Genomic DNA, 26574 nt, shown 5'->3' with positions numbered 1-26574 from the left:
ACTAAACCAACCAAAACCCGCCAGAACCTACCTTTCTGCGCCGTTCAGAGACGCAAGAAAAAACCGTTTTAAACACAGAAAACCAAAAGCAACCCAAAACACAAACATCAAAAACAGCGGAAAGCGCTAAAAGTGATAGCGTACTTTGCCGTCTGTACTTGTTTTTGGGACCGTCATGACAAACCGTGCACCTTCTCCGTGGACACCGTTTTCTTCAATCGCCCATCCGTATGCCTCACAAATCCGCTTAATCAAAAACAGCCCATAACCAGTTCCTTTCCCGTAGCCCTCTGAGAAAAGATGACTTTTGACTTCGCTGGAGATTCCTGCGCCATCATCTTGGTAAATAAGCTTAAGCTGGAAAGGAGTTTCCTCAAAACACACCGATATTGTCTCGACGGTTTTGCCGTATTTAAGCGTGTTGTCCATCAAGTTGTAAAACAGCTGCCTAAGCATGGAATCGGCGAGAACCACCAGCCCATGACAATGGTTGATTAGTTTTGCGCCTTTCAAGTCGGAGAAAAGCGCCGCTGCCTCATTCACAAACGTCTCAACATCCACATCGACCAGCTCTTCGGAACCCACTTGCACGTAAATTTGCTCAAACTGCAAAATCCGCAGAATCTGATTAGAAGCAGACTCAATTTCAGCCAGCTCAACCAACGCGTCATTGTTGCCGCGCAGCCGCTTTTTGAGGAGGTACGTGCGGGCATTTAACGCAGCAAGTTTATTGCGGATATCATGCATAGTCAGGCTTTCAACGACACGCAGCTTTTCATTCAACTCCGAAACCGCCGTGACGGCTTCCTCCATCACACGCTGCATCCACTTCAAATTTGAAACATCTGTAAAAACGCCGACCACACCGCAATAATTCTTGTCAGCATCAAAAATGGGTCGGTCTGCGAGGATGGTTGCCAAAAAGTCTCCGTCTCGGCGGCGAACGGTTACTTCGCCCGTCCAAGGTTTGCCAGCGCGTATTTGTTTTAGAATTTCAGGGTTACGCTCTAGAAGGGAGGAGTCAAAAAACTCGGCTACTTGGCGCCCGAGTGTTTCCGAAGCGGGCCAGCCAAAGAGGGCTTCAGCAGCGGCGTTCCAGTAAACGATTTGACCGTAAATGTCAGTGGCTGTTACGGCTTGACCCAGCGCGCCAAGCAGGTCCGCCTCAACGCATACTTTATCCAACGACGAAACCAAAGCAAGCGGCAAATCTGACGATGACTTCACAGCAGCCATACACCTAGATCACGTAACAGTAAGCCAAGCGGAAGTTAAAGCCTTATGAACTTAGAATATTGACCCAAACTCCAAAAACAAAACCAAACAAACTAAACCCCACCATCCAGAAGCTTTAAGTTTAGCCAGTCAATTCATGACTTTACTCCACCCAAACAATAGGTCAGTCGCTGTGGGGCCGTCGTCTAGCTTGGATTAGGATACATGCCTGGGGCGCATGCGATCCTGGGTTCAAATCCCAGCGGCCCCACCACAAAACGGGTGACTGCCGCCATCACTCAAATTTTATTGCAACCACAGGTGCTTGCGTAATTAGATTGCTTGTGTAAGCATATCAGGCAGTGTTATGCTTGGATGATGGTACGCTTTTCCTTCGGCTATGTTCCAGTGATGAATAGCTTTGGTTGGGCACCATTCGACACAGGCAAGGCACATTTCACAATGATGCTGCCAAACGGGCTTATTCTGCGCCATTTTGATGTTTTTTGCTGGACAAACCGCCGCACATGTACCACATCCAGAGCAGTTGGCGTCCACACAAATGCTCTTGTCAGTCAGCGGAATCAGCTCATAATACGTTAATTGGGTATCATTTGGCTCATTAGATGTCTTCTTAAGGTGCAAGAGGTAGGCATATTTTAAAACGGAATACAAAGGCACCATGCAGCCATTGAAGAACGCTTTCGAGGCAGGTTTGTTCTTTTTTCTTTGGTTTACAAATTGGCAAATAAACTCAATTTGTTCCTCTGCTTTTTTGAACATCTTTTCTTGGTTTTGCTCTATGAGCCGCGAGGGGTATACCAAGTTATTCATGGGCAACTCTACGGAAAACTCTGCCGCAAGTTCGCCAGCATTAGATTTCAATAGTTTACCCAAATTTTTCAGGGTGGAAGGGAATTAACAGTTTCAATTCCCCCGCAGGTGCAAACGGCAAAAACGTACTTTGTGCTTGCGTTTTCTAGTTTCGTGACAAAATTTTTTACCATCAAAGGTACCCCGAAAAGTTGAGCCAGATAACAAGGAAAAACGACCCCAAATGCATCTGCGTGGATGGCTATGCGTTTTTGGTTAATGACTGAGGGAATGGGAAGCAAGTTGCCGTTGGTTTTTTTGGCGATGGCTTTTGCCACGGAAAGAGAATTGCCTGTTATTGAAAAATAGTAGATTTCAGTTGACAAGAGCATTTGCACCCCGGTATCAAAGTAGCGTTTTGGGTTTAAACAGTTGGAGGAGGATTTGTCACGATTCGCTTAAGGTAAATTTTTGAAAACCTTGTGGGGCATTAAAAGGAAGACATGGCAAGGCGGAACAAACTACATTATTAGGACACAGAAAGAGATGCCCAAAATTTGCTGTTGCTCCAACAAAACCCCTTTAAACAACAGAAGTCTTTATAAGTGACTTCATTTTTTCGCAATGAAGTCGGACAAATTTTATATACACTTTCTTTTCATAGAGAGCCTTTACTGATAAGGAGAGAACGAAGTGAAATTTGTAAATAAAAAAATGAGCGTTATAGCTATCGCGCTGTTACTGATGTTAGCTGCTAGTTCAATGTTTGCTGTTCTGCCAGCCGTTACAGCTCACGACCCCCCAATAGACATCCCAACTTGGTCATACATCAGCGCCTCACCATCAAAGGTGGGAATAAATGAACCCGTCACCTTAGTCATTTGGCTTAACGACTATCCCTACACGGCAGTCGGAGCTTACGGTGACCGCTGGGACGGAATGGAAATTCACGTCACAAAACCGGACGGAAGCAAAGAAACCTTAGGACCATTCACATCTGACCCAGTCGGCTCAGCCTACACACTGTACGCCCCTGACCAGATTGGAACATACGAATTCTACATGACATTCCCAGGCGACACATTGACAGGCGAACCTGTTCCACCTGAAGGCTACTACGCAGGCGAACAGTACATCGGCGACTACTACATGCCAAGCGAAAGCGACCCTGTTTACGTAGAAGCACAACAGGAACCCATACAAGGCTACCAAGAAACTCCCCTCCCATCCGGCTACTGGACGCGCCCAATTTACGGTGCCAACAGAGAGTGGTGGCAAGTTGCAGGTAACTGGTGGGGCATTAACGTGCCAGGCCAAAATAACGGCCGCATTAACATGTACAGCACAGGACCATCAACTGCACACGTTATGTGGACACGACCCTACTGGGATGGAGGCATCATGGGCGGAGAAACCGGTGACATCGGCTACTACACAGGACTATCATACGAAACCTACGGTCTTAACCCACCGATAATTCTCAACGGGCGACTCTACTACAACGTCAACGTAAACCCACGGTTCGGCTGGTACTGCCTTGACCTACGCACAGGCGAAGAACTGTACTTCCACAACACCACCGGCCCAATTAGAGGCACAGGCCATAACTACCCAGAATCAGGCACCGGCTTTGACTTTACAGGCGCCCTAACAGAAGACGTACTCAACTTTGGACAAGTGTTAGACATAGAACTACCTAACCAACACGGAGGCTTCGCATACCTGTGGAGCACAGGACAATCAGGCAGCGTCTACGGAGGAGCAGGCGCAGAAGCAACATGGAAGATGTTTGACGCATTCACAGGCAACTACATCTGCAGCATAGCAAACGTCTCAGCCAGAGGAACACAAGTTGTCGGTAACGACGGAAGTATACTTTACTACAACATTGCAGGCACAGGCGCAAACAAATACTTAACAGTCTGGAACACTACACACGCCCTTTGGTACCGAACAAGATACGACACCAACCAATACTGGATGTGGAGACCATACCTAAATGTTACCTTTAACGGCAACTATGGATTCTCATTGAACGTATCCATTCCAGATGTCCAAGGCAGCATTTATGAGATTGTTCCAGGTGAACAAATCATCGGCGGAACTTCAGGCAAGAACAACGACACGGTCACAATGGAGGGCAACCTCTGGGCATTGAGCTTAAAACCAGGTGAAGAAGGAAAACTACTGTGGAACAAAACATTCACACCACCAAAAACAGAAGTCAATGACTTTGTCGGTGGTACTTTCGGTTACGGAAAAATGTCAGGTCCACAGGTGAATGCCGCTAACGGCGTATTCCTCTTTAGTGAATCTATGACACGCAACAGATGGGCATACGACCTTGACACAATGCAGCAGCTTTGGATGACCGAGCAACCTGAAGCGCAATGGCAATTCTATGGCATGAGCACATCCATCTACAAAGACAAACTCCTGTCCTACGGCTATGGCGGAGAACTAATCGCCTACAACATCCGAACTGGCGAAGTTCTCTGGAAGTGGCAAAGCGGAACAGTTGGCTTTGAAGGCTACTACGAGAACACACCATTATCGTTGGGCGCCATTGCAGATGACAAAATCTACCTGTACTCAAGTGAACACTCACCATCAATGCCTCTACGCAGAGACGCATTCATGTGGTGTGTTGACTTAAACAACGGTCAACTGCTCTGGAAGATCCAATGTTGGGGCAACAACCCTGCAATTGCAGACGGCTACTTGGTAGCATTAGACAACTTTGACAATCAAATCTACTGCTACGGCAAAGGCCCAAGCGAAACAACTGTCACAGCCTCACCCTCAGTCGTGGATAACGGCGCCGCAGTCATGATACAAGGCACAGTCACAGACCAATCAGCAGGCGCAATGGGCACACCCGCAATTTCAGACGCCGACCAACAAGCATGGATGGAGTACCTCTACCAGCAGAAGACAAAGCCAACAGATGCTGTTGGTGTCGTTGTAAAGTTAATGGCGCTTGACCAGAACGGCAACACACACAACATCGGTGAAGCATGCAGTGACTCAAATGGAAACTATGGCTTAACATGGACTCCACCTGCAGAAGGAACCTACAAGATCACTGCTACCTTTGAAGGCTCTGGCGCTTATGGAAGTTCAGACGCAACAACATACGTAGGAGTCGGCTCAGTTTCAGCTGCACCACAAAGCCCAACACCTTCAACAGCCCCCACACCACCATCAAGTGGAATGCCATCATCGACATACATAGCCATCGCAGGCGTAGTTATTGTGATAATCGTAGCAGCAGCAGTGCTTCTCCTGCGAAGACGCAAATAAACAACAAGCAAGACAAACTTGCCCTCTTTTCTTTTTTTGTTAAACAACTGCTTCGTGTTGTAGACAAAAAAGTTATGTTCCACGCAAGGAAATAGGTGTTGATTGAAATGCCAGTCTTTTCGACTGCTCAGCGGCTGAAAATAGCGCTAGGCGGATTTGTTTCTTTTGTAGGATTGATTATTGTGGTTTCGGTTGTTTTGGATGCTGCAGGGGCGGTTAATCTCGAGGCTGTTTTTCAGGAAGGGTTAGCTCTGGCGGTTGTTTCCGCAGTTGCGGCGTTGGATGTTGCGTGTGGGGCAATGTTGCTTTTGAGAAAGAGAGACATTAAGATGTCATTCGCTTCCCATCAAAAGAAAACCAACAACCACGCTGAGTAAGCCGACAAACAACCACAAAGCGATAATTGGCAAAGATGAAGCAGAAGATAAGAAAACCAGACTTGTTTGCCCTGAAACGTTTGAATACGCTAAAAGTGCAAAAAGCAGTACCCCTGCGCCCAGAGAAATGCCTCCGAAGAATCTTCCGATTTTTTTCGGAACTCCAAGTACACCGTATCGTTCTTCTTCAAGAGCTCTTTCAGTGTCTTGTTCAGCTTTTTTCTCAGGAGCAATAATTGACCTGGAAGGTGCCTTTACAGTTATCTCCTCTTTTCCTTCAGCTTCGGACATAAGGAGCACTCCCAAAATGACCTCAACAAAAAAGGAGCTTTCGTTGTTAAAACATTTTTGCTTTTTCAGCGGTGCAACGAAAAGTTTTGTCGCAAGTTATAAATTTATGCAGCATCCACAGTAGACATTAGAAAAAATCTGGCGGTTGAGGCTTGTGGCTTTGAACAACTCTCAGAAAACACTATTGCCCTTTATAGCTAAACAGCAAACAGAGGAGAACAGCATAAGTGATGGCGCAGAAAAAGCCATAGTTATCTGTTTAGCCGAATTAGACCGTCAGAAAGGCGGCGGGGTGTTCAAGAAAACGCCTCCAGAAAAAGTAGTGTTCGTCTCCGAAACGTATTACCCGTTTTGGGTAGTTCCTTTTAGGAATTTAACATTACTTTTTGACGGCTTAGACCTCTCCTCCCACTCCATCATGTATCACTCTTTTCCGGACACGAAAACATTCATGGATAACCTGACCCAACGGAGTTCATCACGTCAAGCATATGCCGCTTTCCTTTCGGATAACTTGAATTATTTTCAAGGCTCCAATGGTGAGCAAGCACAAGTCGTGGAGGGGTTGGTTTCAGATACAGAGTTCTTAAATGAGGTCACAGAATACGTCAAAGAAGCCGAAACGACAGACTCGACGGTTAAAGGGGTTTTAGTTACGCCGTCTCAGGACGAAAAACAGATTGTGGAAACACTTGAAACGCTCGAAAAGCTGCATTCCAAACTTGAAAAAGAACTTGAGGATTTAAACGAGATAATCAAAGTCGTAAACCAGCAAACCCAAAAAGCCTTAACGGGACTCCGCGAAGAAATCAAAGTCACAGAAGAAAAATTCGCCACCCAAATTGAAGAAGTCAGAAGGGTTGCTGAAGAAAAAAAGGCGCAGATAAACAAAGAATACTCTGACAAAGTGACGCAAATTTCGGACGAGTTTGAGCAGGAACTCATCAAGCTGCACAAAGAGACGTTTACGCTACAAAAAACGTCAGAACAAACTGAAGCAGATATCGAAAAGGTTGAAAATGAAATAAAAAATGCTTTAGTTAACAAAGATGAAGGCGCCGAAGAAAAGCTGAAAGAGAAGAAGAACGAGCTGAAACGTCAACTGCCCAATTTATTTTCGGAAATAAAGAACAATGAAGCAAAAGTGCAGGAAGTTGAAGAAAACAAGAAAAACGCGCTCTATCAGCTTAAAGAGGAAAATGAGGCTAACCTGAAGGTAGCTGAAAACGAGTTGGTAGACGTCGAAGCGTCACGAGATGCGGAAATTAAAACATGCCAGGACGAAATGGAGCGGATTGAGGATTACACCTCCACCATTATTGGCAAGATTGACCATTTGACCAAAATCAGTGAAGCCGCAATTAACGATTTTGACAACTTTGGGGTTCCCCATGAACAGCAAAGCAACCTGCTTGTTTACATGCCATTCTATCTGATTTGCTATCAGGCGGGAGCAAAAAAACGATGCAATTACGTGGCACCCTCAATTGTAGGGGAATGATGGGTTTGGCGCCAGACTAAGGGGGTTAGGAAAAAAGAAAATCGAGTACCTGTTTCAGCCGCGCTCCCAAAAAATAGTTTCCGTCCTAAACCGCTTTCTCACGCTGCTAGACGAATACATCGCCTTCAGCCATGAAATTCACGACGCATGTGGAAAAGCCAATTTATTGGCATCAAAAGAAAAAGTTGAGCACATTCGCGCCGGCTTACTTGAGTTAAGAGCCGCGGATTTGTTGTCTGAAAGCGAATTTGAAGCGTTTAACCAGACGCTTCCTCAATCTTGATGCCAGAAGCGGACATTTTGTTGTTTGAGTTCTTGTTGTTATTTTTCTTTCCATGCGCCGTCAGGTTATAGTAGCCAGTGACAAGAAGCACGATGCCAAAGAGGATTTGTATGTAACTGGGTATGAAGGGCAACAGTGGCTTAATTAGCCCAGCTAAACCCGCCAGAGAAGCCGCAACAAGCGCGATGCCAGCGCCTATGCTTATGCCGCCTATGGCGATTTGCAGCCGAAAACGTCCAGCCATTCTCAGGTAGTAAGATGCCAAAACAATGGCGGTTATTCCGAGGCTGGAGGATAAAGCGTCAGAAGCGTTTCCGTCCCCCAAAACGACGGGGAAAATAAGCAAAGCCACAGAGAGAACAAAACCCAGAATAGGCGTCAACGGATAAAGGGGAGTTTTGAATGGGCGGTCCATGTGAGGTTTGGTTTTTCTGAGTTTGATGAGGGAAAGGTTAACTAACGCAAACACTAAAAGGGAGCCAAAGCTGGCGGCGTAGCCGAGAAAAGGAACGTCCCCAAACACACTTAACGCCATTATTATGGCTGCGCCAGCGATTGCGGCTACGTGGAAGGTTCCAAAGCGTTTATGGACGGACAGAAGGATTTTTGGGAAGTACCCGTCTCGGCTCATGCCCCGCGCGATGCTTGACTGAACCGACATGGAGGTGCCCAGAGCGGACAAGCATGCAACCATTCCAGCCACTGCGAAAACTATCCCGCCAAAGCCTCCAAAGATTTGGTCCGCGGCAAAGTTAAGAAGGGGAACCTGTTGAAGCACCTCTGTGGGAGTCACCTTACCCACCGCAACTAGAGCAATAAGCAGGTAAAGGGGAATAATCAGAACAGACGTTAGAATCAACCCGCGGGGGACGTCGCGTCCAGGTTTTTCTGCACTTGAAGCCCCAGCTATGAGTGCTTTGGCGCCGATAAACATTGGAAACATATAGACGGTGGCAGCTAAAACTCCAGCGAGTCCAGAGGGCAAAGCGGCGGACACCGCTGGATTTGCTGGCCCAACACCTTGAAAGAGGCCGCCTACAATGAAGCCCACGAAAAGCATTATGAAGGCAATCACGATAAAGCTTCCAAAGGTTTTTGACCCCCGCACTTCTGCAAAGCCCATGACGGCAACAACGATTAGGGCTACTAGCCATGATTGGTTTAGGATTGCGGTTTGGATTTGGGGGGCAAATAGTGAAAAAAGAAAAGCTAACTGCAACACGAAGGCTACGGCTGCGAGGGCTGCGGCGAAAAGGCTTGCGAGCCACCTGAAGCATCCGGCTATGAAGCCGATGTAGCCGCCGTAGGCGGTTTTGATGTAGGTGTATTCGCCGCCGACTAGGGGCATGGCTGCGCTGAGTTCACAGTAGCTGAGAATTATTAGCAGATTAATGATGCCGCCCAGCACCAAAGCGTAAACTATGTCAGGTCCGGCCAGATGGAAGTAAGCGTAGTTAAGCAGGACAAAGATTTCAAAGCCTATTGCGCCGCTAAAACCTGTGATGACGAGGTCAAACAGGGAGAGCCCTTTCTTTTTTTTGGGTAACCGAAAACTAGTTTTCATGCGTGCTCCTCCCACCAGTCATAAACCAGAAACAGTCCTGCAATTGAGAAAATTATGCCAGCCAACACTAGGATTGTGACGTTGAAGGTTAACGTTTCTTGAGCTATGTTTAGGGCGGTTTGCGCGTTGAAAAAGTCAAACTGCAGAACTAAGGCGAGGACTATCGCCACAAAGGAAAGCAGTGCTTGAATTGCCCCAAATGCTAACTTTAAAGTTATTTTCTCCCCAACCAACCTGACTGCCAATTTAGTGTGTAACTTATTTAGATATATAATTAACTAGGTTTCACGTTTTCCGTTGAAGGCTTGTTTTGCCCCAAGAAGCTTGTTGGTTAAAGAACAAGGTGGGTTAAATCAGCGTGTGGTCTAAGGATGTGCGGTCGGCTTTTATGAAGAATTCTAAGGTGAAAAACCAATTAGGATAAATGCTTTAAGGCTACTCCTTAAGGTACTTATGATGGAGAAAATTAAGCTTCAAAATATACCTGCAGCATCACTTAACCGGTCAATGCGGGATTTGTTTCTTGACTTAGTTGACATAACGGTAGATGACAACGGGAAAGGCTGTCTGAAAGCGGTGCCCACAAACTTTGGTTACGTGTTTTTCTGGTACGGCTGGCTTAACAAGAGAGCCTTGTCTAAGTATTACCCTGCTTACGTGCCGAAAGAGAAGGTTAAAGAAATCAAGAAAAACACAAAAGAGGATTCCACTCTAAAACTGCATGACCAAATCAGCGACTTTTTGTTCGCCATAGTAAGAGACCACCCTGACGTTATTGGGGAAGGCCACGCAGAAGTTCATGTAAGCTTGGTTGCACCAAAACTCAAACAGGCAACCGTCACCGAGGCAGCCAAAGCATTAAAGCTGTATGCCCAGCGGCTTGAAAAACTGGAAGCGTTTACTCGGAAGAATCTTAAAAGACGAAACGGAAAAGTTGTCGAAGAAATTGAGTCTCGATTTGAAGCCGTAGAGTTCATCACCGAAAAAGAGGTAGAAAAATTTGTGGACGAATACTTTTGGGATGATGAATGCGGATATGTGGAGCTTGCCCATAAACGTCTTTGCTGTGAAGTTCAAATAAGAGTGCATTTCAAGGGCGATGAAACGTTAGGCGAAGTGGTTAACCGAATTGAGGATGTAATTGAACCGATTAAGCCCGAGTTAGATGGAATGTTTCGGTTTGGGAAATCCCGCTGGCCATTCTAGGGGAACCGTTTTCTTCATATTTGAACCGCCAAAAGGGAAGATAAGGAGCGTTCACGTTCGCCTGCCAAAGGAAAGCCGATAACTCACCGTAGTGAATCATGTCTTCCACCATATGACACAGCGCAGATTCAACCGAAATGCATACCTCGGGGGTTTTGCCCCAAGGAACAACAATCAAGCGTTCTAAAGCGGGAGGGTTCAAGGTTTCCAGAAAAGCTTCTGTGGCGGCTTTCACTTGCAACAGGTACGTTTCCATGGAATCAAAATTTTGGAATGCCTCAAAGTCAGGGTCTTTCCAGTCGCAGAAACGGTTCTGCAAGGTGTAGTTTATCCAGCGGTCTTCTACAAGAGTTAAATGAAGAAACACGTTTCGGGCGGAATCAAAACTTCGTCCGCGTGGCTCAACGACCGTTGCCCACGGAAACTGCTTTAAAGCTGCAAAATAGGAGTAACGAACTGCAAGGTTAGCGAACTAAGTCTTGGACATCCATAAACCTGCGGTGCGGGTTTGAATATTTAAGACTTGCCAACGGAAGTGAGATTGATTGCTTCAGCCAGTCGGTGGTTTGTCAAAACACATAAAGGGTAGGCACTTGGAAGTAAAGAACCATCTGTGCTTTAAACGGTGAATAGATGAGCCGAAAAACAATTTACTTCCATCATAGCCTCTTGGTTTTTTTACTCCTGATATTTTTGGCAGCCGCCGTTGTGGGATTGGTTTTCTTTGGCGTTGTAGGCTTCGCGTTTGCTAACGTCGGTTTCACGCCCTTAGTCATATTGTTGCTGCTGGCGGCATCTCTGCTTGGAAGCGCCGTCAACATTCCGTTGTGGAAAGTCAGAACCTCTGTGCCTATGATTAGGGAGGACTATGTGAGTGCTCTAGGCATGACTTATCGGATTCCCCGCGTGGAGTATGGGCAGACTGTGACCACCATAGCGGTTAACGTTGGAGGAGCCCTTATTCCTACAGCCGTCAGCGTTTATTTACTGTTTAAAGCTGACCCCTCGACAGTTCTTTATAGCCTTGTAGGCATAGGGGTCGTTACGTTAGTGACCCGCGCAATATCCCGTCCCGTGAAAGGCGTGGGCATCGTGACACCCGCATTGATTCCCCCAGTTGCCGCTGCAGCTGTAGCTTTGGTTTTGTCGCCGTCACAACCGTTAACAACTGCCTATGCATCAGGGGTTTTGGGTACACTAATAGGGGCAGACCTACTGAATTTGCGGGTTATTCCAAAACTTGGGGCACCTGTTGCCAGCATCGGCGGGGCAGGAACCTTTGACGGCGTTTTTCTGAGCGGCATAATTGGCGTATTAATTGCAGGAATCTAAAAACAATTGAAAGCTTGCAAACGACCGCTTAGTTTGGTTAGTGACTTTTCGTGCCCACTCTCGTGCCGCCTTCAAGTCCTCCGCATTGGGGTGCCCTGAGAGTTCATGAGGCAAAGTTCGGGCTAAACCGCGCATTATCAAAGAGTGCCCTTCCCCATAACATTTAAAGCAGCCATCTAGAACCTCCTGCCCTTTATCGTCTATCACGGCGTTTAGTTTATCAAAAACATCTTGCCCACTTTTGGACGCGCCCAGCCATGTTATGAAAACCCGCGAATTTTCGAGTTCTGCTTAAGTCGGTTTTCTTTAAGAAATTCATCAGGTCACTGTTTGGTTTTGAAACGTAGACACCTGTTCCGACAAAAACCATGTCATACTCTGGCAAATTCACGTTGGATGGGGTAGATTTTTTTGGATATTGCTACACAGGGGCAAGCTAGCTCTGAGGCAATTTCATGCGCAACTTTCTCTGTGTTGCCACCCTTTGACGAATAGATAACAATGGAATTCAAGGGTCAAGTCGCCAGCCAATGGATTTAGGCTGTTAGGTAAAGAGTTTTTGGCTTATCAAGGCTCCGACAAAAAGGATTGAGAATTAAACTTTGATGGATGTAAAAAGAGATGGGGTTTGGGTTGAGTTGATCAGTCGAGATGGTAGGCTTCTTCGCCGTGTTCGCTGAAATCTAAACCTGCATCTTCTGCCTCGGGACTCACGCGTAGTGGACTGAAGAGGTTAACGAACTTGAGCAGCAAGAAGGACCCGAAGAACGAAAAGGACGCTACAACTACTACCGCAATCAACTGTGAAACTAATAGACTGGGGTTTCCAAAGAATAGCCCGTTTACTCCGTTCACAGCGGCTGTAGCGAAGAGTCCAGTTGCGATTGAACCCCAAAGTCCGCCTACGCCGTGGCATGCAAAGACATCGAGTGTATCGTCGATTCGTGACCGTCCCACTCTCCAGTTGGCAACGAGGTTTGATATTATACCTGCAGATAGCCCGATGATTATCGCGGATGTTACGTTGACGTAGCCAGCGGCGGGGGTGATGGCGACCAATCCAACGACGGCGCCGATTGCCATGCCAACCGCTGATGGTTTGCCTTTAATTAGCCAATCCGTGAGCATCCAGCTTACTGCCGCGCCTGAAGCTGCCAAGTTGGTTGTTACAACAGCGGAAACAGCCAAGTTGTTTGCGGCTAAAGCGCTTCCTCCGTTGAAGCCAAACCAGCCAAACCATAGCAAGGCGGCGCCGAGAATGACGTAGGGTATGTTTGAGGGTTTTTCAGGTTGGGTGTCTAAGGTTTTCATGTGGTCTTTCCATGGAACATCGCAGACTTTTCTTCGCCCCACCACTAAAGCTGCAGCTAACGCGGATAGCCCTGCAGAAACGTGCACAACTATTCCGCCTGCGAAGTCTATTGCGCCTACGGCGCGTAGCCAGCCGTCTGGGTTCCAGACCCAGTGGGCGATGGGTACGTAGATGAAGGTTGACCACAGGACGATGAAGATTAGCAGGGAGCGGAAGCGGATTCGTTCTGCGCATGCGCCGATGATTAGGGCGGGTGTGATGGCGGCAAATTTCAATTGGAATGCGAAGTATAGCAGGGAGGAGATGTTGGGGGCTAATGCGGGGTTAACGTCGTTGATGCCTATGCTGGTTAACCCTGCTAGTGACAGATTGCCTATTAAGCCATAGTAGCTTTCGCTGAACACAAGGCTGTAACCCCAAAGGGCCCAGACGATGCTGATGACTGCGAATATGATGAAGCATTGGACGATTGTAGAGACAAGGTTTTTTCTGCGAACTAAGCCGCCGTAGAAAAAGCCCAGCGCGGGTGTCATTAGCATAACCAAGGCGGTTGCGACGATTACCCATGCTGTGTCCCCAGGGTTTGTTGGTATTACTGCACTCATTCTGTTCACCGATAACGTTTTTGACACGTGTTTTTGAATGTTCAGGCTTTTCTGTGCATTTATGTTAAACAAATATTTAAAACTATCCACATGCAAGGCGAAAATATTCAACCTTGAAAGCTTGTTCAAAAAGCCGCATCTATAATACCACAAAACTCAACAAAAACTAGAAAAGAAAAACAAAAAGTCACAAATGTCCAAAAAACAAAAACACCAAAAAGCCCCCTAAAAAGTGGGAGCCTAACCATCAAGGAGAAAACAAAACATGCGTAATAGAGAATATGTTCAGACGTTTAGCTGGAAGCATATTTCCATTGCCGCTTTTTGAGGGCGTTGGTTAAACGGGAGGCAAAAATTGAGGATACCCCCGCAGCGATGATTAGCGCAACAGCCCAAAGGTAAACCTCAGGCGAGAGCCAAGCGTAAACCAAGACAGAAATGGCAACAAAGACCACTAGGAAAGAACCGCAGTACAGAACTCCAGTGTTGATTTGCGTGAGAAAATGCATTACCTTTTTGCGTGTTTCCCCTTTGGTTTTTTCTTCCTCGATTATATCTTTGAAGTTTTTGCCTTTCTTTGACGACATGTGGTCTTCAGACATATTTAATCACCCTTCCATAAAAAATGAACTGATAAAAAAGTTGGATTTTGGCTCATTTTTCATCACAACCATAGTATCCATAGGAGCACAAACGCCACACCCACCGCAACAACTGACAGCGGCAGCCCAATCTTCATGTATTCCTTGGTGCTCACTAAGCAGTTATGCTTCTCCAGTAAGCCGCAAGCAAACACGTTGGTCGCTGCACCCATAGGCAGAATGTTTGCCCCGCTTCCCGTTCCAATGAGGACACCAAAGAGCAGAGGCCAAGCACTCATACCGGCCATGGCAGCCAGTTGTTGACCGATGGGAATCATGAGCACGGTGTACGCGTTTGGATCGATGAATGTGGATAGCCCAACGGACATCCAAGTTAAGATGCCGAGCAACAATGGCGGGCTATTGGCGCCGCTTGTTATTAGAGCTTGGGCTGCATCGGTTAAGAGCCCGGAAGTGGTTACGGCATAGATTACGCCGAAGATGGCGGCTAAGAATATGAGGGAATCCCAGTCGAATTCCTTCATCATTTTGGGTGCCTGCTTGCCGCCCATAACGAGGGCAATTATGCCCACTGCCAGCCCAACTGCGCCTAAGCTAAGTCCGAATTCAGGAGCCAAAGACAACACAATGACGCCGCCCAAGAACAGCACACTGGGCAGCTTGGCAACTTTGATTTCCTCTGGCTCAATTTCTATGCGCTTGTTCATTTTTCTAAACATCACAAGAAGGGTGAGCAGGGCAGCAACGACACCGACAACGGTTATCGCTCCTAATCCAAGGTTGCCTTGGAACCAGTAGAAGTCTAAGGGTCTTAACCCAGTTTGGATGGCTAGGATAAGTGCAGGGGGGTCAGCAATCATAGTGGTTGTGGTCACCATGTTGGAGCATACACCCACAGAAACGATGTAGGGAAAGAGGGGGGAACCCAGTTTTTTAGCCATGTGGATAGCGACGGGCGCCATGAGGAAAAGCACGGCCACGTTTGCCATGAAAGCGGAAAGGAAAGCTGCAACGGAACAGATTGCCAGTAGAGCGTACTTTTCAGTTTTGATGTGAGTTAGAATCTTGTTTGCGATGAGTTCGGGCATTTTGCTTTCGGAGAAGATGAAGGAAACCATCATAAAGCCCCAAATGACCGCGAGCACATCCCACTGTATGGCGTTGAAGAGGGTGTCTTGCCAAGAGATGAGCCCCAGAATCATCAATATACCCAATGCCCCTACTGAAACGTAGGAAAGCTTTACTTTTCGACTTAAAGCAAGCGCATAGCAAGCTATGAACACCGGCAGAATCAGGATTTGAGCATCTATAGGCAAAGTTCACTTATCCCCGTGTACATTTTCCATCTGGGAGGCACTGCAAGCAATATAAAACTATTTATGATTTGTGCATAACTTTTATGAAAAAATGGATATACATACACAAAAACAGAGTTTAACTAAATATCTGCACCACCAAAAGCGGCATGGTAGCGACAATCATTTTAAAAAATCTTCAAAACCCTAAATCCCTTCAGAAACACAAAGAAAGAGGCTCATTTGCATTCGAAAAATTCAGACAAAAAAAGGAAGAGGGGTTTTTGGGTTGGAACTACTTTGTTTTGCCGTCTTCTTTGCCCAACCATGCAGGGTCTTCTGGCTTCATGACCACTTCTGGGTAGGCAACGAATCCGTGTTCTGTCGCATCCAAGCCCTCGATTTCTTCTTTGGCTGGAACACGCAGACCAACTGTGTACTTGATCAGACCGAATATCAGCAGACCCATACCGAACGCGTAACCAGCGCAAACACCAGCGGAAATCAACTGTGCGGTTAGCTGTTCGAGACCTGCCGCGCCGTTTATCAAGACACCTTGTACGCCGTATGTTCCGTCCGCAAAGAGACCAACTGCAAGCAGACCAAAGATACCGTTGAGTCCGTGGACACCAAATGCGCCCACTGGGTCGTCAATCTTCAGTTTCCGTTCTACGAAGAAGTTACCGTAGATTGTGATTGGAGCTGCGATGAAGCCTATGATGATTGCTGCCCATGGAGGTACATATGCACATGGTGCCGTGATTGCAACTAGACCGCCCAAAGCGGAACAGCAAATGGCCGAAATGTCTGCGCCCTTAAAGTTCTTGCGGTCAAAGTACGTTATGAAGACTGCCAATGCCGCGGCTGCACCGCCTGCAAGGTACGTGTTTGTAGCGACTATGGGAGTTCTAAAGTCCAATGTTGTCAGTGTGCTTCCAGGGTTGAAACCAAACCAGCCGAAGAACAGAATCATGGTACCTATCACAATGTAGGGGACGTTTGTGTAGCCGAACGAACGAGGTTTACCGTCTTTGGTGTATTTGCCTATTCTTGGACCAATGAGCAATGCGCCTGCCAAACCTGTGAAGCCACCGACCGCGTGGACTACACCTGAACCGGCGAAGTCTAACGCGCCTAGCTGTGATAACCATCCGCCTCCCCAGACCCAGTGGCCGTATACGGGGTAGATAAGGATGTTAATCAACAAGGTGTAGATCAGGTATGCCTTGAACTTCATTCTTCCGGCAACCATTCCAGCGACGATAGTAACTGATGTGGCTGCGAACACGGCTTGCCAGAAGAAGTAGGTTAACGTTAAACCGTTGTATGCGTCGCCTGCTAAAGCAAACCCGGAATAACCTATGAAGGCGTTTCCGTGGTCTAGTCCTGGAAGAGTTGTGAAAATTATTTCACCAGCAGAGTCAAAGCCTGTTGGGAAACCTGCCCCTGAACCACCGAACATCAAACCGAAGCCGACCAACGCAAATAAGACAACACCGATGCTGAAGTCAATGTAACTCTTTGACCAGTAGTTGACTTGGTTCTTGTGTCTAATGTAGCCAGCGCCAAGGAACGCGAAGCCCAACTGCATGAACCAGACTAACGCGCCCATGGCAAGAGTCCAAGCCATGCTTATTGCTGTGCCAGTGTCTGCCAATGGGTTACCAGTTTGCGCAAATGCTCTGCCTACGCTCATAGCTAAGCAAGTAGCGAGAATGCCTGCGAGCAAGTACCATTTCTTTTGCATGAATAGCGTCGAATGATTAGAAATCACTTTTTCTGCAATACCAGATGCTTTTCTTAGTATTCCCTCTTTATTCATCTTATTCACCAATTGACGGTCATGCTGTGTTTGAGAAATATAAGCTTAGTTATGATTTGTTCATAACTTTTAAGAAAAAAAGAAAAAATGCACATAATAATGTCGAAATTTTAAACAATCATACCTAAGCGCCACACAAACCCAGCACAAAAACCCAACAAAGCCAAGAAAATCCGAATTGCCAAGAAAACACCCACCACAACCACTCAAACTAACCACCCAAACTACAAGAAAAAAGAGGCAAAAACTCGGCTTGACAACACATATTTTCTCGCCACACGATGTCCACAGAACCCACAGTTTTTGCGGTGATTGACCACAAATCTTCAACACCACTGTGCATATTTCTTAAAAACATTCAGAAAAGCCTATAACTGTCTTCGCAAGTGGTAGCTGACATTGGAGTGAAATAATGCTGTGTCAAAACCTCTGCATGCACTAAAAACAGAAGAGGCAATGCAAGAACTCAACGTCACAGAAAACGGCTTAACATCCGAAGAAGCAACGAAACGTTTAGCTACCTACGGCCCCAACGAGTTGACAAAAGAGAAAAAAACTTCACCAATCAAACTGTTCTTAGGCCAATTCACCGATGTGCTGATGATAATTCTGCTTGTCGCCACCGGGCTCTCAATAGTCATCGGCGAAACCGTCGACGCAATCATCATCTTAATCATAGTCATAGCCAGCGCAACTCTGGGCTTCACACAAGAATACCGGTCTGAAAAGGCCGTTGAAGCCTTGAAAAAGATGACGGCCCCAAGCGCCATTGTTCTTCGTGATGGAAAAGAAACGAAGATTCCTGCTAGCCAAATTGTTCCCGGAGACATACTTCTTGTTTACACGGGGGACAAAGTCTCTGCGGACGCAAGACTTTTGGAAGCGCATAACCTCAAAATAGATGAAGCTGCATTAACAGGCGAATCAGCACCAGTCAACAAGCAAACTGATGCCCTCCCTGAAAACACCCAACTTAACGACCGCAAAAACATGCTTTATACAGGAACAATTGTTGCTTATGGTAGAGCCAAAGCCTTAGCCACCACAACCGGTATGAACACTGAGTTTGGCAAAATTGCCCAAATGGTCCAAAGCACCGAAACCGAAACAACACCACTCGAAAAACGAATGGCATCAGTAGGCAAATGGATAGGAATCCTTTGCATAACAGTCTGCATCGGTGTAGCGTCTGTTGGAATTCTTGTTGAGCAACGCCCTGTGTTGGACATGGTTTTGTGGGCGGTCAGCCTCGCGGTTGCTGCAGTGCCCGAAGCTTTGCCCGCGATTGTCACAGGCGCGCTAGCCATAGGAATGTACCGCATGGCGAAAGTCAGCACTGTCGTGAAGCGGCTTCCTGCGGTTGAAACGCTTGGCTGCACCAGCGTCATCTGTAGTGACAAGACCGGTACCATGACTAAGGGTGAAATGACGGTTCAGCGCATTTTCACTAATAATACTGCTGTCAAAGTTACTGGTATTGGATATGCGCCTGAGGGCACTTTTGAAAACGAAAACAAACAAGTAACCCCCGACGTACAACTCAAAAAACTCCTAAAAATCGCCACCCTCTGCAACGATTCGGCTTTAGAGAGAGACACTCAAACCCAGAAATGGACCGTGAAAGGGGACCCCACTGAAGGCGCCCTCATTGTTGCAGCCGCCAAAGCCGACCTACAAAAGCAGGAGCTTGACCAGCAAGAACCCCGCATCGCAGAGATTCCCTTCAGCAGCGAACGCAAACGCATGACCACCATCCACCAAGTCGGCAACACACGCATGGCATACATGAAAGGCGCACCAGAAATCATCCTATCGAAATGCACACACATACTAGTAAACGGGAAAGTTCAAAAAATCACGCCTGAGCAAAACGCTGACCTACACAAAATCACGGAAGCCATGGCACTACAAGCGCTGAGAAACCTAGGATTCGCCTACAAAGAACTCCCACCTGACACCACAAACTTTGGCGAAGAAATCGAAGAGGGCTTTGTTTTCGTGGGGATTATGGGTATGATTGACCCGCCCCGCAACGAAGTCAAAGACGCCATCGCCATCTGCAGAAAAGCAGGCATCCGAGTAGTCATGATAACAGGCGACCATAAACTAACCGCCACAGCAGTCGCCAAAGAACTCAACTTAGTTGGCGAAAACGACACTGAAAGCAAAGTCCTCACCGGCGCCGAACTTGAAAAAATGAGCGACCAAGAACTCCAGCAAGTCGTAGAAAACGTAGTCATCTATGCTCGAGTTGCGCCTGAACATAAAATGCGCATCGTCCAAGCATGGAAGCAAAGAGACCAAGTTGTAGCCATGACTGGCGACGGCGTCAACGATGCACCAGCACTGAAAATGGCAGACATAGGCGTAGCCATGGGCATCACTGGCACAGAAGTCACCAAAGAAGCCTCAGACATGGTTTTGGCGGATGATAATTTTGCTAGCATCGTCAAAGCAGTCAAGGAGGGTAGTAGGGAAAATTTATGATAACATCAAAAATAATCACTTACTTGCTGCTGTGACCATCATGAATATACACTTGTCATGTTCATCGCCGTCGTCCTGGTTCCAACCTGGCCGCAACGTTACTCCAGGCTCTGACCTGCCACAGTCAGCAGGTGCGCTATAGCGTTTACTGCCAGATGCAGTGCTTTGGAGAACCTAGTCACCGACGGCTTACCCCACCTCAATCGTCATTAGGCGTAGACCCCGGCGACCCCGACATCATGGAACGCAAACCCGGCAAACCAAAGAAGCATTTCACACGCGACATCTAACCTTCTAGTCGCATCCCCAGCACTCTCTCAACACTACTCCTCTTAGTGTACTTTATTGCATCAACCCTGGGTCAGAGAATACAACCTCCTAGAAGCCCGCACCCAACTCCTAACCGCCATGATCCTAATCAACTCGCCATCGCACTTCCTCACGTTCCTACAAATACCAGTCTTAAAAGTCACGGCTTATTCAAAACAAACTACATCTGCGACGCAATACTCTCCTCCTTCGCCCTACAACTATTCATACTCTACACCCCAGGCATACAACAAATCTTTGGTGTTCACGCTCCAGAACCTTTCGACTGGGTTATCGCGGCTCTCTTTGCTGGAATAGTGTTCGCAGCTTTGGAAATCGGAAAATACATCGCATCCAAACGAAGAAAACCAAACTCAACATAACTGCACCTTCCTTTTTTCTTTTTAAAAACAAGCGCTGCTGACATCTTTCTAATAGAGTTAAAAATGGCAGATTAATCGAGCCTGGTAGATAATTCTAAAAGAAATCAAGCCGAGTCAGAAGACAAGGTTACTAAAAACACAGTTATAAGGCAAAAAACCCTTAGGAAACAATCCAAAGTCGTGAGGGCGATTAGCTTGTTTTCGCAGCTTCAGCTATCTCTTGCTGAAACGCTTTTGTTTCTAAGCGGCTTTTTTGGAGTTTGACCTTATTGATTTTTTCTTTATCTGTGTTTTTTACGCGATGAGGTTGTAGACATTGTTTTTTCTTATTTAGAACTTCGGAGGTGTCGGCGTCGTGGAGGTTTATTCGGAATTCCTCTTTGATTACTTCCAGCGCGACACTGGTTGCGGTTCTTTTGACATGTGGAACTGCCATGAGGTTTTTTATGAAGACGCTTAGGCGGTCTCTTTCTTGGAATTTTGTTATGACAGCGGCGTCGTAGTCTCCTGTTATGTCATAAATTGCGATGACGTTGGCGGATTTGGAGATTTCTTTTTCAACTTCGGCTAAATGTCCCCCTTCAGTTTGAATCAGGATTAGGGCAGTTAAACCGTAGCCTATTTTCTCGGAGTCCAGAACGATTGTGTATCCTTTGAGAATGCCGCTTTTTTCCAGGTTTTTGATGCGGTTGAATGCTGTTCCGACCGAGATGTCGAGTTTGTTGGCTATTTTATTGAAGCTTAGCCTTGAATCTTGTTGCAGTAAACATAGTATCTGGAAATCGACATAATCCATGGGTCCGGCTAAATTTTCCAGTTTAGATTCCTCCAAAGTTTCACGCGATACACTGTTTATTTAGCTGATTTAACAGTTGTTGAAGTAACTGTGGAAAATATAAACGTTACTGGAAAAAAATGGAATAGTTGTGCACATTTTTGCAGTTAATTACCTAATATGCGCGACATACGTTTAAAACAACGAAGCATACAACAAAGCAAAACAAACCCGCCAAACCAAACCCAACCAGCAAACAAGCAAAATAGCCCCCAAAAAAACCTAGAAATATTCTATAATTCTAAACCAAACCGCAGATTCTTAAGCAACCAAACACCAACCTGCGAATTCTGCATTAGCTATATTAAGCCTAACCAACTAATGCAGAAAGCATGCGCGCCAAAACTGCAATAAGCAAACTTCAAGCAATCCTCATAATTGACCTAATCATAGTCGCCTCCGCAGCTGGAGGATACTTCTATGTAGCCTCGTTACCTGGACCCGAACTGCAACCCTCCCAGATTCAACTCATGGAACTCCAAGTGACCCCCTCAACGGGGTTAGTGGGGCAAACCGTAAAGGTATCGGTTAACGTCACCAACGTGGGCGGTGAAAGCGGAACCTACACAGCAAACTTGTTGCTGGATGGCGTACAGAACCAAGAACAAACAGTCAAGATTGCACCCAGCGAAACTAAAATCATTGAATTTATAATCTCAAACGCTGGAGAAGGAACACATATAGTCAGCGTTGGCAATTTAGAGGTCTCTTTCACGCTGACCAGTTCAGTTGCGTTATCTGATTTGGCCATCAACCGCACCACTGCAAACATAGGCGAACCCATCGGCATCACCGTCAGAGTCACCAACAAAGCAGCAGAAAGCACCAGCTATGCGGTCACGCTCTTCGTAAATGGCGAGGAAATCCAAACCAGAACAGGCGAAGTAGAAGGAAACGGCTTCACAAGTGTTCTCTTTGAAGTAGTGGAACAAACTGAGGGAGCATACCAAGTTGAAATCGGTGGCTTGACGGGAACCTTTACGGTTAACCCTGCGGCGCCGCCTGCTAAACCAGCCGAGTTCCAAGTTACAAACCTAATAATCGACCCCGAGGTTGCTGAGCCAGGAATACCCGTTGACGTAACTGCCAAAGTCACAAACGTAGGCGAAACCCGTGGCAGTTACGTAGTTGACTTCGCCGTCAACGGTGCCGTGCAAAGCAGCAAAACCGTGGAGTTATCCGGAGGGGAAACCACAACCGTCGAGTTTACAGTAACAGAATCCGCAAAGGGCGACTACGCCATCAGCGTAGGCGACGCTACTGGAACGCTCAGCATTCAAGGTCCTTCAACAATAAAGCTTAGCAACCTTATTGTTAAGCCCTATGAAGTTTGGGCTGGAGAAACAGTCCACGTTTCAGCAAAAGCCGTCAATGAAGGGTCAGCCCAAAGCAGCATAACCGTTAAACTCAGAGTGGGCACCGGCCAAAACAGCTTAGAAACCGTGGAAACCAAAACCATAACCCTGCCAGCAGGCGCAGAAGAAAACGTGGAATTCACCATAGTCGCGCCACCACTACCCGGCGGAGACTCGCAAACCTACGTCATCGACTTGAACGGGTTACCCGGCGGCTACATGGTTGTCAAAGACGGCTACCACACGCTTAACGTAAACATTTCACCCCGCGGTGACGCAGACTTCTACATCACCATGCCCAACGGCGCCAGAGAAATGCACACCACCTTCTGGACGGCACTGCTGCCCGAAGGCACCTACACCATCGAGATGCCTAATCAGGACCCAACAGGCAGAGTGACTTTCCTACAGTGGGATGATGGAAGCACCAGCCTTTTCCGCACCGTGACCTTAACGGACAGGTTGTCAGTTACGGCAACATACACTGGCGGTTCATCATGCCCCTCACTGTACATGTGGAATGGCACCCAATACAACTATGTGGGCGAAGTTTCCAACCATGGCTGGCTGGGCTACACTCGATATGTTAACTCGGATGGTTCCCTTGAGTATTGGAGAAACAACCCATGGGACTACCTCCCGCTGGGGCAAGACCAACTGGAGGCTGTTAACGGCAGTTACTTGCTGAGCCTAACCCAGAAATGGGATGAAATCTTCTTCATTGACTCCGCGTACCTGCTTGCAATCGACCACCCAGTTGGAACAGATGTCTACTCGACCATGGTGGAACAGTACATCGACCCAGCGTACATGGGCAAAATCTACACAGTGAGCCAAGACCTGTTAAGCCCCGTCTCTGCCACAAACGAATTTGTCATTGCATACAACGGCACCGTTGTAAAGTCATATAACCAAGAAGACGCCTTAGCAGCCATTTCAAACAAAGACGACTTATCCACCTCTGGCTTTAACGGTAAATACAGCGAAAACTGGGACAACCAAACCTGGAACCGACTAACCTTAGACTTGGGCAACCTGACAGGACAGAAACAAATCAAGCTGGTAGTTAACGCAATGGTAGATTGGGGTCCAGAAGAAAGCTACACTTTATGGATGAACAAGTTCTACTCTACGCAAGTACCAGACTTAACGGAGCCAACACCAACACCCTTCATGGAAGTAAAAGACGCCAACGGAAACTGGGTACCTGTTCCAGAAAGCCGACAGTTCCCGCTTCCACCTGATGGAATCCTCCGAACATTCGTGGTGGACCTAACTGGGCTGTTCCCCACAGAAGACTACTCGTTGCGGATAAGCAACTTCTGGAACGTGACCTTTGACTACGTAGGAGTAGATGTAATGCCTGACCAAAACACAACCATACAAAGAATCAACGCCCAAGCAGACCTTTCCCAAGAATTCGTACCCATAGCAGCAGGCTCCTCAGGCAACTTCACAAGATACGGCAACGTAACCGAACTGCTACTCAGCGAAGATAACATGTTTGTAATCGGCAGACAAGGCGACTCAGTTGCCCTGCAGTTTCCAACAAGCAACCTCACCGACCCCGAACCAGGCATGGAAAGAAGCTACTACTTCTTTGTCGCTTGCTGGTTCAAAGTGCAATACGCAAACTACGGCTTCGGACCTGGAAACGACGGCTTCACAGTGACGCCCATTCCGTTCCACAACATGACTGGATTCCCCTATCCGCTGCAAACCGAAAGCTACCCCTACGACGCAGACCACATAAACTATCTGGAGCAGTACAACACCCGCGAAGTTATTGCGGTACCCCATGAGCCTTAAACAAGGCTCCTTTACCCTTTTTCTAAAATTGTGCACGTTTAAATTAAGGCAGCCCTATTTTCATTTACACCCAAAAGCCCAGCCAACGGCAGTCAAGGAAGAAAAAGCCAGCATGGAAGCTCTATTAATCGAAATCCTCAAAATAACACTACTCGCAGGGCTGACAATAGCAGGCGCCTTAACCATTCACATTTTAGCCAAGAACCTGTCCCGAAAAACAAGCTACCTTCGACTTTTCATCCAATTAGCCTCACAGGCGGCACTGTTTTACTTAATCGCCTACCCCCTCTGGCTCAGTTTGGTGGTGCTGGGCCTTCTGCTTGCAACTTTGGTGTTTGGCAGGTTTTTCTGCGGCTGGATATGCCCGTTGGGCTTTTACATGGACCTTGTAAGTTTGGTTCGTCAAGCTCTCAAAGTGCGTTACTTCAACCTGCCTGACTGGCTAAACAGAGGATTACACAAGCTGCGTTACGCCGTTTTTGTTGTGCTTGCTGCTTCGCCGCTTTTTCTAATAGATTATGCGTCTTTGCCCACGTCTTCTTCGTTGATATTTATCTCAGGACCCTTCAATCCACTACGCATTCTGCTGGGTCCACTGGTGCCCGTGGTTGCTCCTTGGCAGACCCTTTATGAGTCTAACCTTAACTTTCCTTACGTTGACCAGATTGTCTACTACTCCAGCGCAGACTATGCATTAATTTGCGTGGTTGCTTTTGTGGTGTTTGTGTTGGTTTCTTCGTTTTTTGTGAGGCGGTTTTGGTGCCGTTTCTGCCCCACAGGGGTTTCAATTGCCGTTGCCAACAGGTTGAGGGGTTTTAGGTGGGCGCCGTTGGTTCATTTGGAAAAGGACCAAGAGATATGCACTAAGTGCGGCATATGCAAGCGGGTCTGTACAGTACAGGTCACGGACGTTTATGAGCAGAAAGGTGGACGAGTGGACACCTCTATGTGCATGCTTTGTTTAAGGTGCGTGGAGATGTGCCCCTACGAAGACTGCCTCAAAGTTAAGGCAGCAGGCAAAACGTTGTTCGCCTCCCGAAACTGGCTAAACCCACCCACGACCGAAGAAAAAACTAAAAACTAACATCTATTCGGGTGGCTGGGCTGATTTCGGGTTTTTATGCAAACTTTAAAAGCAGTTTCCGACTAATGCTTCAAACCCAAGTTGACCTTGCCCATGTCGTTGCTGCCTGAAGTTGCCAACCCATACTTAGCCGCCTTAGCTGGCGGATTACTGTACGGTGTAGCTTTTTGCACTTCAACCTGCCTACCCTACGTGGCAAGCTACATTGCAGGCATAAATGCAGGGTTTCGCAAAGGCATCTCAGTTACCGTGATGTTCAATTTGGGACGCATAACCGCCTACGCCATAATCGGGGCAGCCATCGGCGCCTTAAACCTGCTTGTCAACGACTCGCTGCTCTCCTCCTTCCAAACTTACTCCTCAACAGCATTTAGCATAATCACAATCGGTATCGGCGTGACGTTGCTATTGAGGAAAAAACCGCAAGGATGCAGCAACTGCACCGCCAAGGCAACACCCAACGAAACTTCAGGTAAGCTGCGGAGCAGGTTTGACATTCGAGCCTACACACTGGGGCTATCCCGAGGGTTGGTGCTGTGCACGCCGTTAATGGCGCTTCTGGCGTACTCGCTAACGTTCGCCTCGCCCTTTGACAGTTTCGCCTTAGCTGTCCTGTTTGGAGTAGGAACATCTCTTTCGCCCATTCTCCTAATTGGAGGCGCTACGGGGTGGCTGCTCAACAAGGCACCTCTGTTTCGCGTGTGGATTTCAAGGTTGGGCGCTGTTGCCTTGATAATTTTGGGCGTGATAACTCTTTTAGACGCAATAATTATTTAACAGAAACTCATCAT

21 protein-coding genes, 1 tRNA gene and 1 pseudogene are annotated in these 26574 nt (G+C 47.1%); 11 read left to right on the top strand and 12 right to left on the bottom strand.

Annotation, left to right across the window (positions count from 1 at the left end; translation table 11 throughout):
- Positions 1 to 126 precede the first annotated feature (126 nt).
- The gene (locus ACBZ72_00820) at positions 127 to 1227 is read right to left on the bottom strand and encodes a PAS domain S-box protein (protein XES77436.1); all 1101 of its coding nucleotides are present in this window, start codon (positions 1225 to 1227) and stop codon (positions 127 to 129) included.
- Between the two features lie 183 nt (positions 1228 to 1410).
- Here ACBZ72_00820 and ACBZ72_00815 point away from each other — a divergent pair.
- Positions 1411 to 1489 (top strand) — tRNA-Pro (locus ACBZ72_00815).
- A 59-nt stretch (positions 1490 to 1548) separates the two neighbouring features.
- Here ACBZ72_00815 and ACBZ72_00810 read toward each other — a convergent pair.
- Positions 1549 to 2100, bottom strand: a complete 552-nt coding sequence (locus ACBZ72_00810; protein ID XES77435.1) for an EFR1 family ferrodoxin — start codon at positions 2098 to 2100, stop codon at positions 1549 to 1551.
- A gap of 17 nt (positions 2101 to 2117) precedes the next feature.
- Positions 2118 to 2414 carry an EFR1 family ferrodoxin gene (locus ACBZ72_00805; GenBank protein XES77434.1) on the bottom strand — a complete coding sequence of 99 codons (297 nt, stop codon included), beginning with the start codon at positions 2412 to 2414 and terminating at the stop codon, positions 2118 to 2120.
- A 307-nt stretch (positions 2415 to 2721) separates the two neighbouring features.
- On the opposite strand from ACBZ72_00805, the gene ACBZ72_00800 reads away from it, so the two are divergent.
- Positions 2722 to 5331, top strand: coding sequence for a PQQ-binding-like beta-propeller repeat protein (locus ACBZ72_00800; GenBank protein XES77433.1), 2610 nt, complete (start codon positions 2722 to 2724; stop codon positions 5329 to 5331).
- A 332-nt stretch (positions 5332 to 5663) separates the two neighbouring features.
- Here the strand turns inward: ACBZ72_00800 and ACBZ72_00795 are convergent, their stop codons facing one another.
- Positions 5664 to 5999, bottom strand: a complete 336-nt coding sequence (locus ACBZ72_00795) for a hypothetical protein (GenBank protein XES77432.1) — start codon at positions 5997 to 5999, stop codon at positions 5664 to 5666.
- Positions 6000 to 6153: 154 nt separating this feature from the next.
- Here ACBZ72_00795 and ACBZ72_00790 point away from each other — a divergent pair, with 154 nt between their 5' ends.
- The gene (locus tag ACBZ72_00790) at positions 6154 to 7500 is read left to right on the top strand and encodes a hypothetical protein (protein XES77431.1); all 1347 of its coding nucleotides are present in this window, start codon (positions 6154 to 6156) and stop codon (positions 7498 to 7500) included.
- A gap of 257 nt (positions 7501 to 7757) precedes the next feature.
- Here ACBZ72_00790 and ACBZ72_00785 read toward each other — a convergent pair whose 3' ends face one another.
- Together ACBZ72_00785 and ACBZ72_00780 are read right to left on the bottom strand one after the other, a co-directional pair.
- A complete protein-coding gene (locus ACBZ72_00785) occupies positions 7758 to 9347 on the bottom strand; it encodes an APC family permease (GenBank protein ID XES77430.1) in 1590 nt (529 codons plus the stop codon).
- Complete coding sequence (locus tag ACBZ72_00780) at positions 9344 to 9592, bottom strand: hypothetical protein (protein ID XES77429.1); 249 nt, start codon at positions 9590 to 9592, stop codon at positions 9344 to 9346. The genes ACBZ72_00785 and ACBZ72_00780 overlap by 4 nt, the downstream gene beginning before the upstream one ends.
- 211 nt (positions 9593 to 9803) lie before the next feature.
- Between ACBZ72_00780 and ACBZ72_00775 the strand changes: the two genes are divergently transcribed.
- Positions 9804 to 10553, top strand: a complete 750-nt coding sequence (locus tag ACBZ72_00775; protein ID XES77428.1) for a hypothetical protein — start codon at positions 9804 to 9806, stop codon at positions 10551 to 10553.
- On the opposite strand, the pseudogene ACBZ72_00770 reads toward ACBZ72_00775, so the two are convergent.
- A pseudogene (locus ACBZ72_00770) lies at positions 10498 to 10989 on the bottom strand (DinB family protein). The gene ACBZ72_00775 and the pseudogene ACBZ72_00770 overlap by 56 nt on opposite strands.
- A 197-nt stretch (positions 10990 to 11186) precedes the next feature.
- On the opposite strand from ACBZ72_00770, the gene ACBZ72_00765 reads away from it, so the two are divergent.
- Positions 11187 to 11885, top strand: a complete 699-nt coding sequence (locus ACBZ72_00765) for a DUF1614 domain-containing protein (protein ID XES77427.1) — start codon at positions 11187 to 11189, stop codon at positions 11883 to 11885.
- 642 nt (positions 11886 to 12527) lie between these two features.
- Here ACBZ72_00765 and ACBZ72_00760 read toward each other — a convergent pair.
- The 4 genes from ACBZ72_00760 to ACBZ72_00745 form a co-directional block, all read right to left on the bottom strand.
- Positions 12528 to 13802 carry an ammonium transporter gene (locus ACBZ72_00760; GenBank protein XES77426.1) on the bottom strand — a complete coding sequence of 425 codons (1275 nt, stop codon included), beginning with the start codon at positions 13800 to 13802 and terminating at the stop codon, positions 12528 to 12530.
- A 293-nt stretch (positions 13803 to 14095) separates the two neighbouring features.
- On the bottom strand, positions 14096 to 14404 hold the full coding sequence (locus ACBZ72_00755) for a hypothetical protein (protein ID XES77425.1): 309 nt from the start codon (positions 14402 to 14404) through the stop codon (positions 14096 to 14098).
- 62 nt (positions 14405 to 14466) lie between these two features.
- Positions 14467 to 15720: an SLC13 family permease gene (locus ACBZ72_00750; protein XES77424.1), complete on the bottom strand. Its 1254-nt coding sequence runs from the start codon at positions 15718 to 15720 to the stop codon at positions 14467 to 14469.
- Between the two features lie 274 nt (positions 15721 to 15994).
- Positions 15995 to 17521: an ammonium transporter gene (locus tag ACBZ72_00745; protein XES77423.1), complete on the bottom strand. Its 1527-nt coding sequence runs from the start codon at positions 17519 to 17521 to the stop codon at positions 15995 to 15997.
- A gap of 417 nt (positions 17522 to 17938) precedes the next feature.
- On the opposite strand from ACBZ72_00745, the gene ACBZ72_00740 reads away from it, so the two are divergent.
- The 3 genes from ACBZ72_00740 (at position 17939) to ACBZ72_00730 (ending at position 20700) form a co-directional block, all read left to right on the top strand.
- Positions 17939 to 20008, top strand: coding sequence for a cation-translocating P-type ATPase (locus ACBZ72_00740; GenBank protein XES77422.1), 2070 nt, complete (start codon positions 17939 to 17941; stop codon positions 20006 to 20008).
- Between the two features lie 155 nt (positions 20009 to 20163).
- Positions 20164 to 20298, top strand: a complete 135-nt coding sequence (locus ACBZ72_00735; protein XES77421.1) for a hypothetical protein — start codon at positions 20164 to 20166, stop codon at positions 20296 to 20298.
- 45 nt (positions 20299 to 20343) lie between these two features.
- Positions 20344 to 20700: a cation transporting ATPase C-terminal domain-containing protein gene (locus tag ACBZ72_00730; GenBank protein ID XES77420.1), complete on the top strand. Its 357-nt coding sequence runs from the start codon at positions 20344 to 20346 to the stop codon at positions 20698 to 20700.
- 190 nt (positions 20701 to 20890) lie between these two features.
- Here ACBZ72_00730 and ACBZ72_00725 read toward each other — a convergent pair whose 3' ends face one another.
- Positions 20891 to 21532 (bottom strand): Lrp/AsnC family transcriptional regulator, encoded by a 642-nt coding sequence (locus ACBZ72_00725; protein XES77419.1) that lies wholly within the window; start codon positions 21530 to 21532, stop codon positions 20891 to 20893.
- Positions 21533 to 21867: 335 nt separating this feature from the next.
- Here ACBZ72_00725 and ACBZ72_00720 point away from each other — a divergent pair, with 335 nt between their 5' ends.
- The 3 genes from ACBZ72_00720 to ACBZ72_00710 all read left to right on the top strand — a co-directional run bounded on the left by ACBZ72_00720 (position 21868) and on the right by ACBZ72_00710 (position 26560).
- On the top strand, positions 21868 to 24699 hold the full coding sequence (locus ACBZ72_00720; GenBank protein XES77418.1) for a CARDB domain-containing protein: 2832 nt from the start codon (positions 21868 to 21870) through the stop codon (positions 24697 to 24699).
- A 112-nt stretch (positions 24700 to 24811) separates the two neighbouring features.
- Entirely contained in the window at positions 24812 to 25783 is a 972-nt protein-coding gene (locus tag ACBZ72_00715; protein XES77417.1) for a 4Fe-4S binding protein, read from the top strand.
- Between the two features lie 93 nt (positions 25784 to 25876).
- Positions 25877 to 26560 (top strand): sulfite exporter TauE/SafE family protein, encoded by a 684-nt coding sequence (locus tag ACBZ72_00710; protein XES77416.1) that lies wholly within the window; start codon positions 25877 to 25879, stop codon positions 26558 to 26560.
- Positions 26561 to 26574 lie beyond the last annotated feature (14 nt).

The sequence above is a fragment of the Candidatus Bathyarchaeia archaeon genome, assembly GCA_041447175.1.
GTDB lineage: Archaea > Thermoproteota > Bathyarchaeia > Bathyarchaeales > Bathycorpusculaceae > JADGNF01.
The sequence above is the reverse complement of the archived record's forward strand: the minus strand, read 5'-3'. Positions and strand labels throughout refer to the sequence as shown.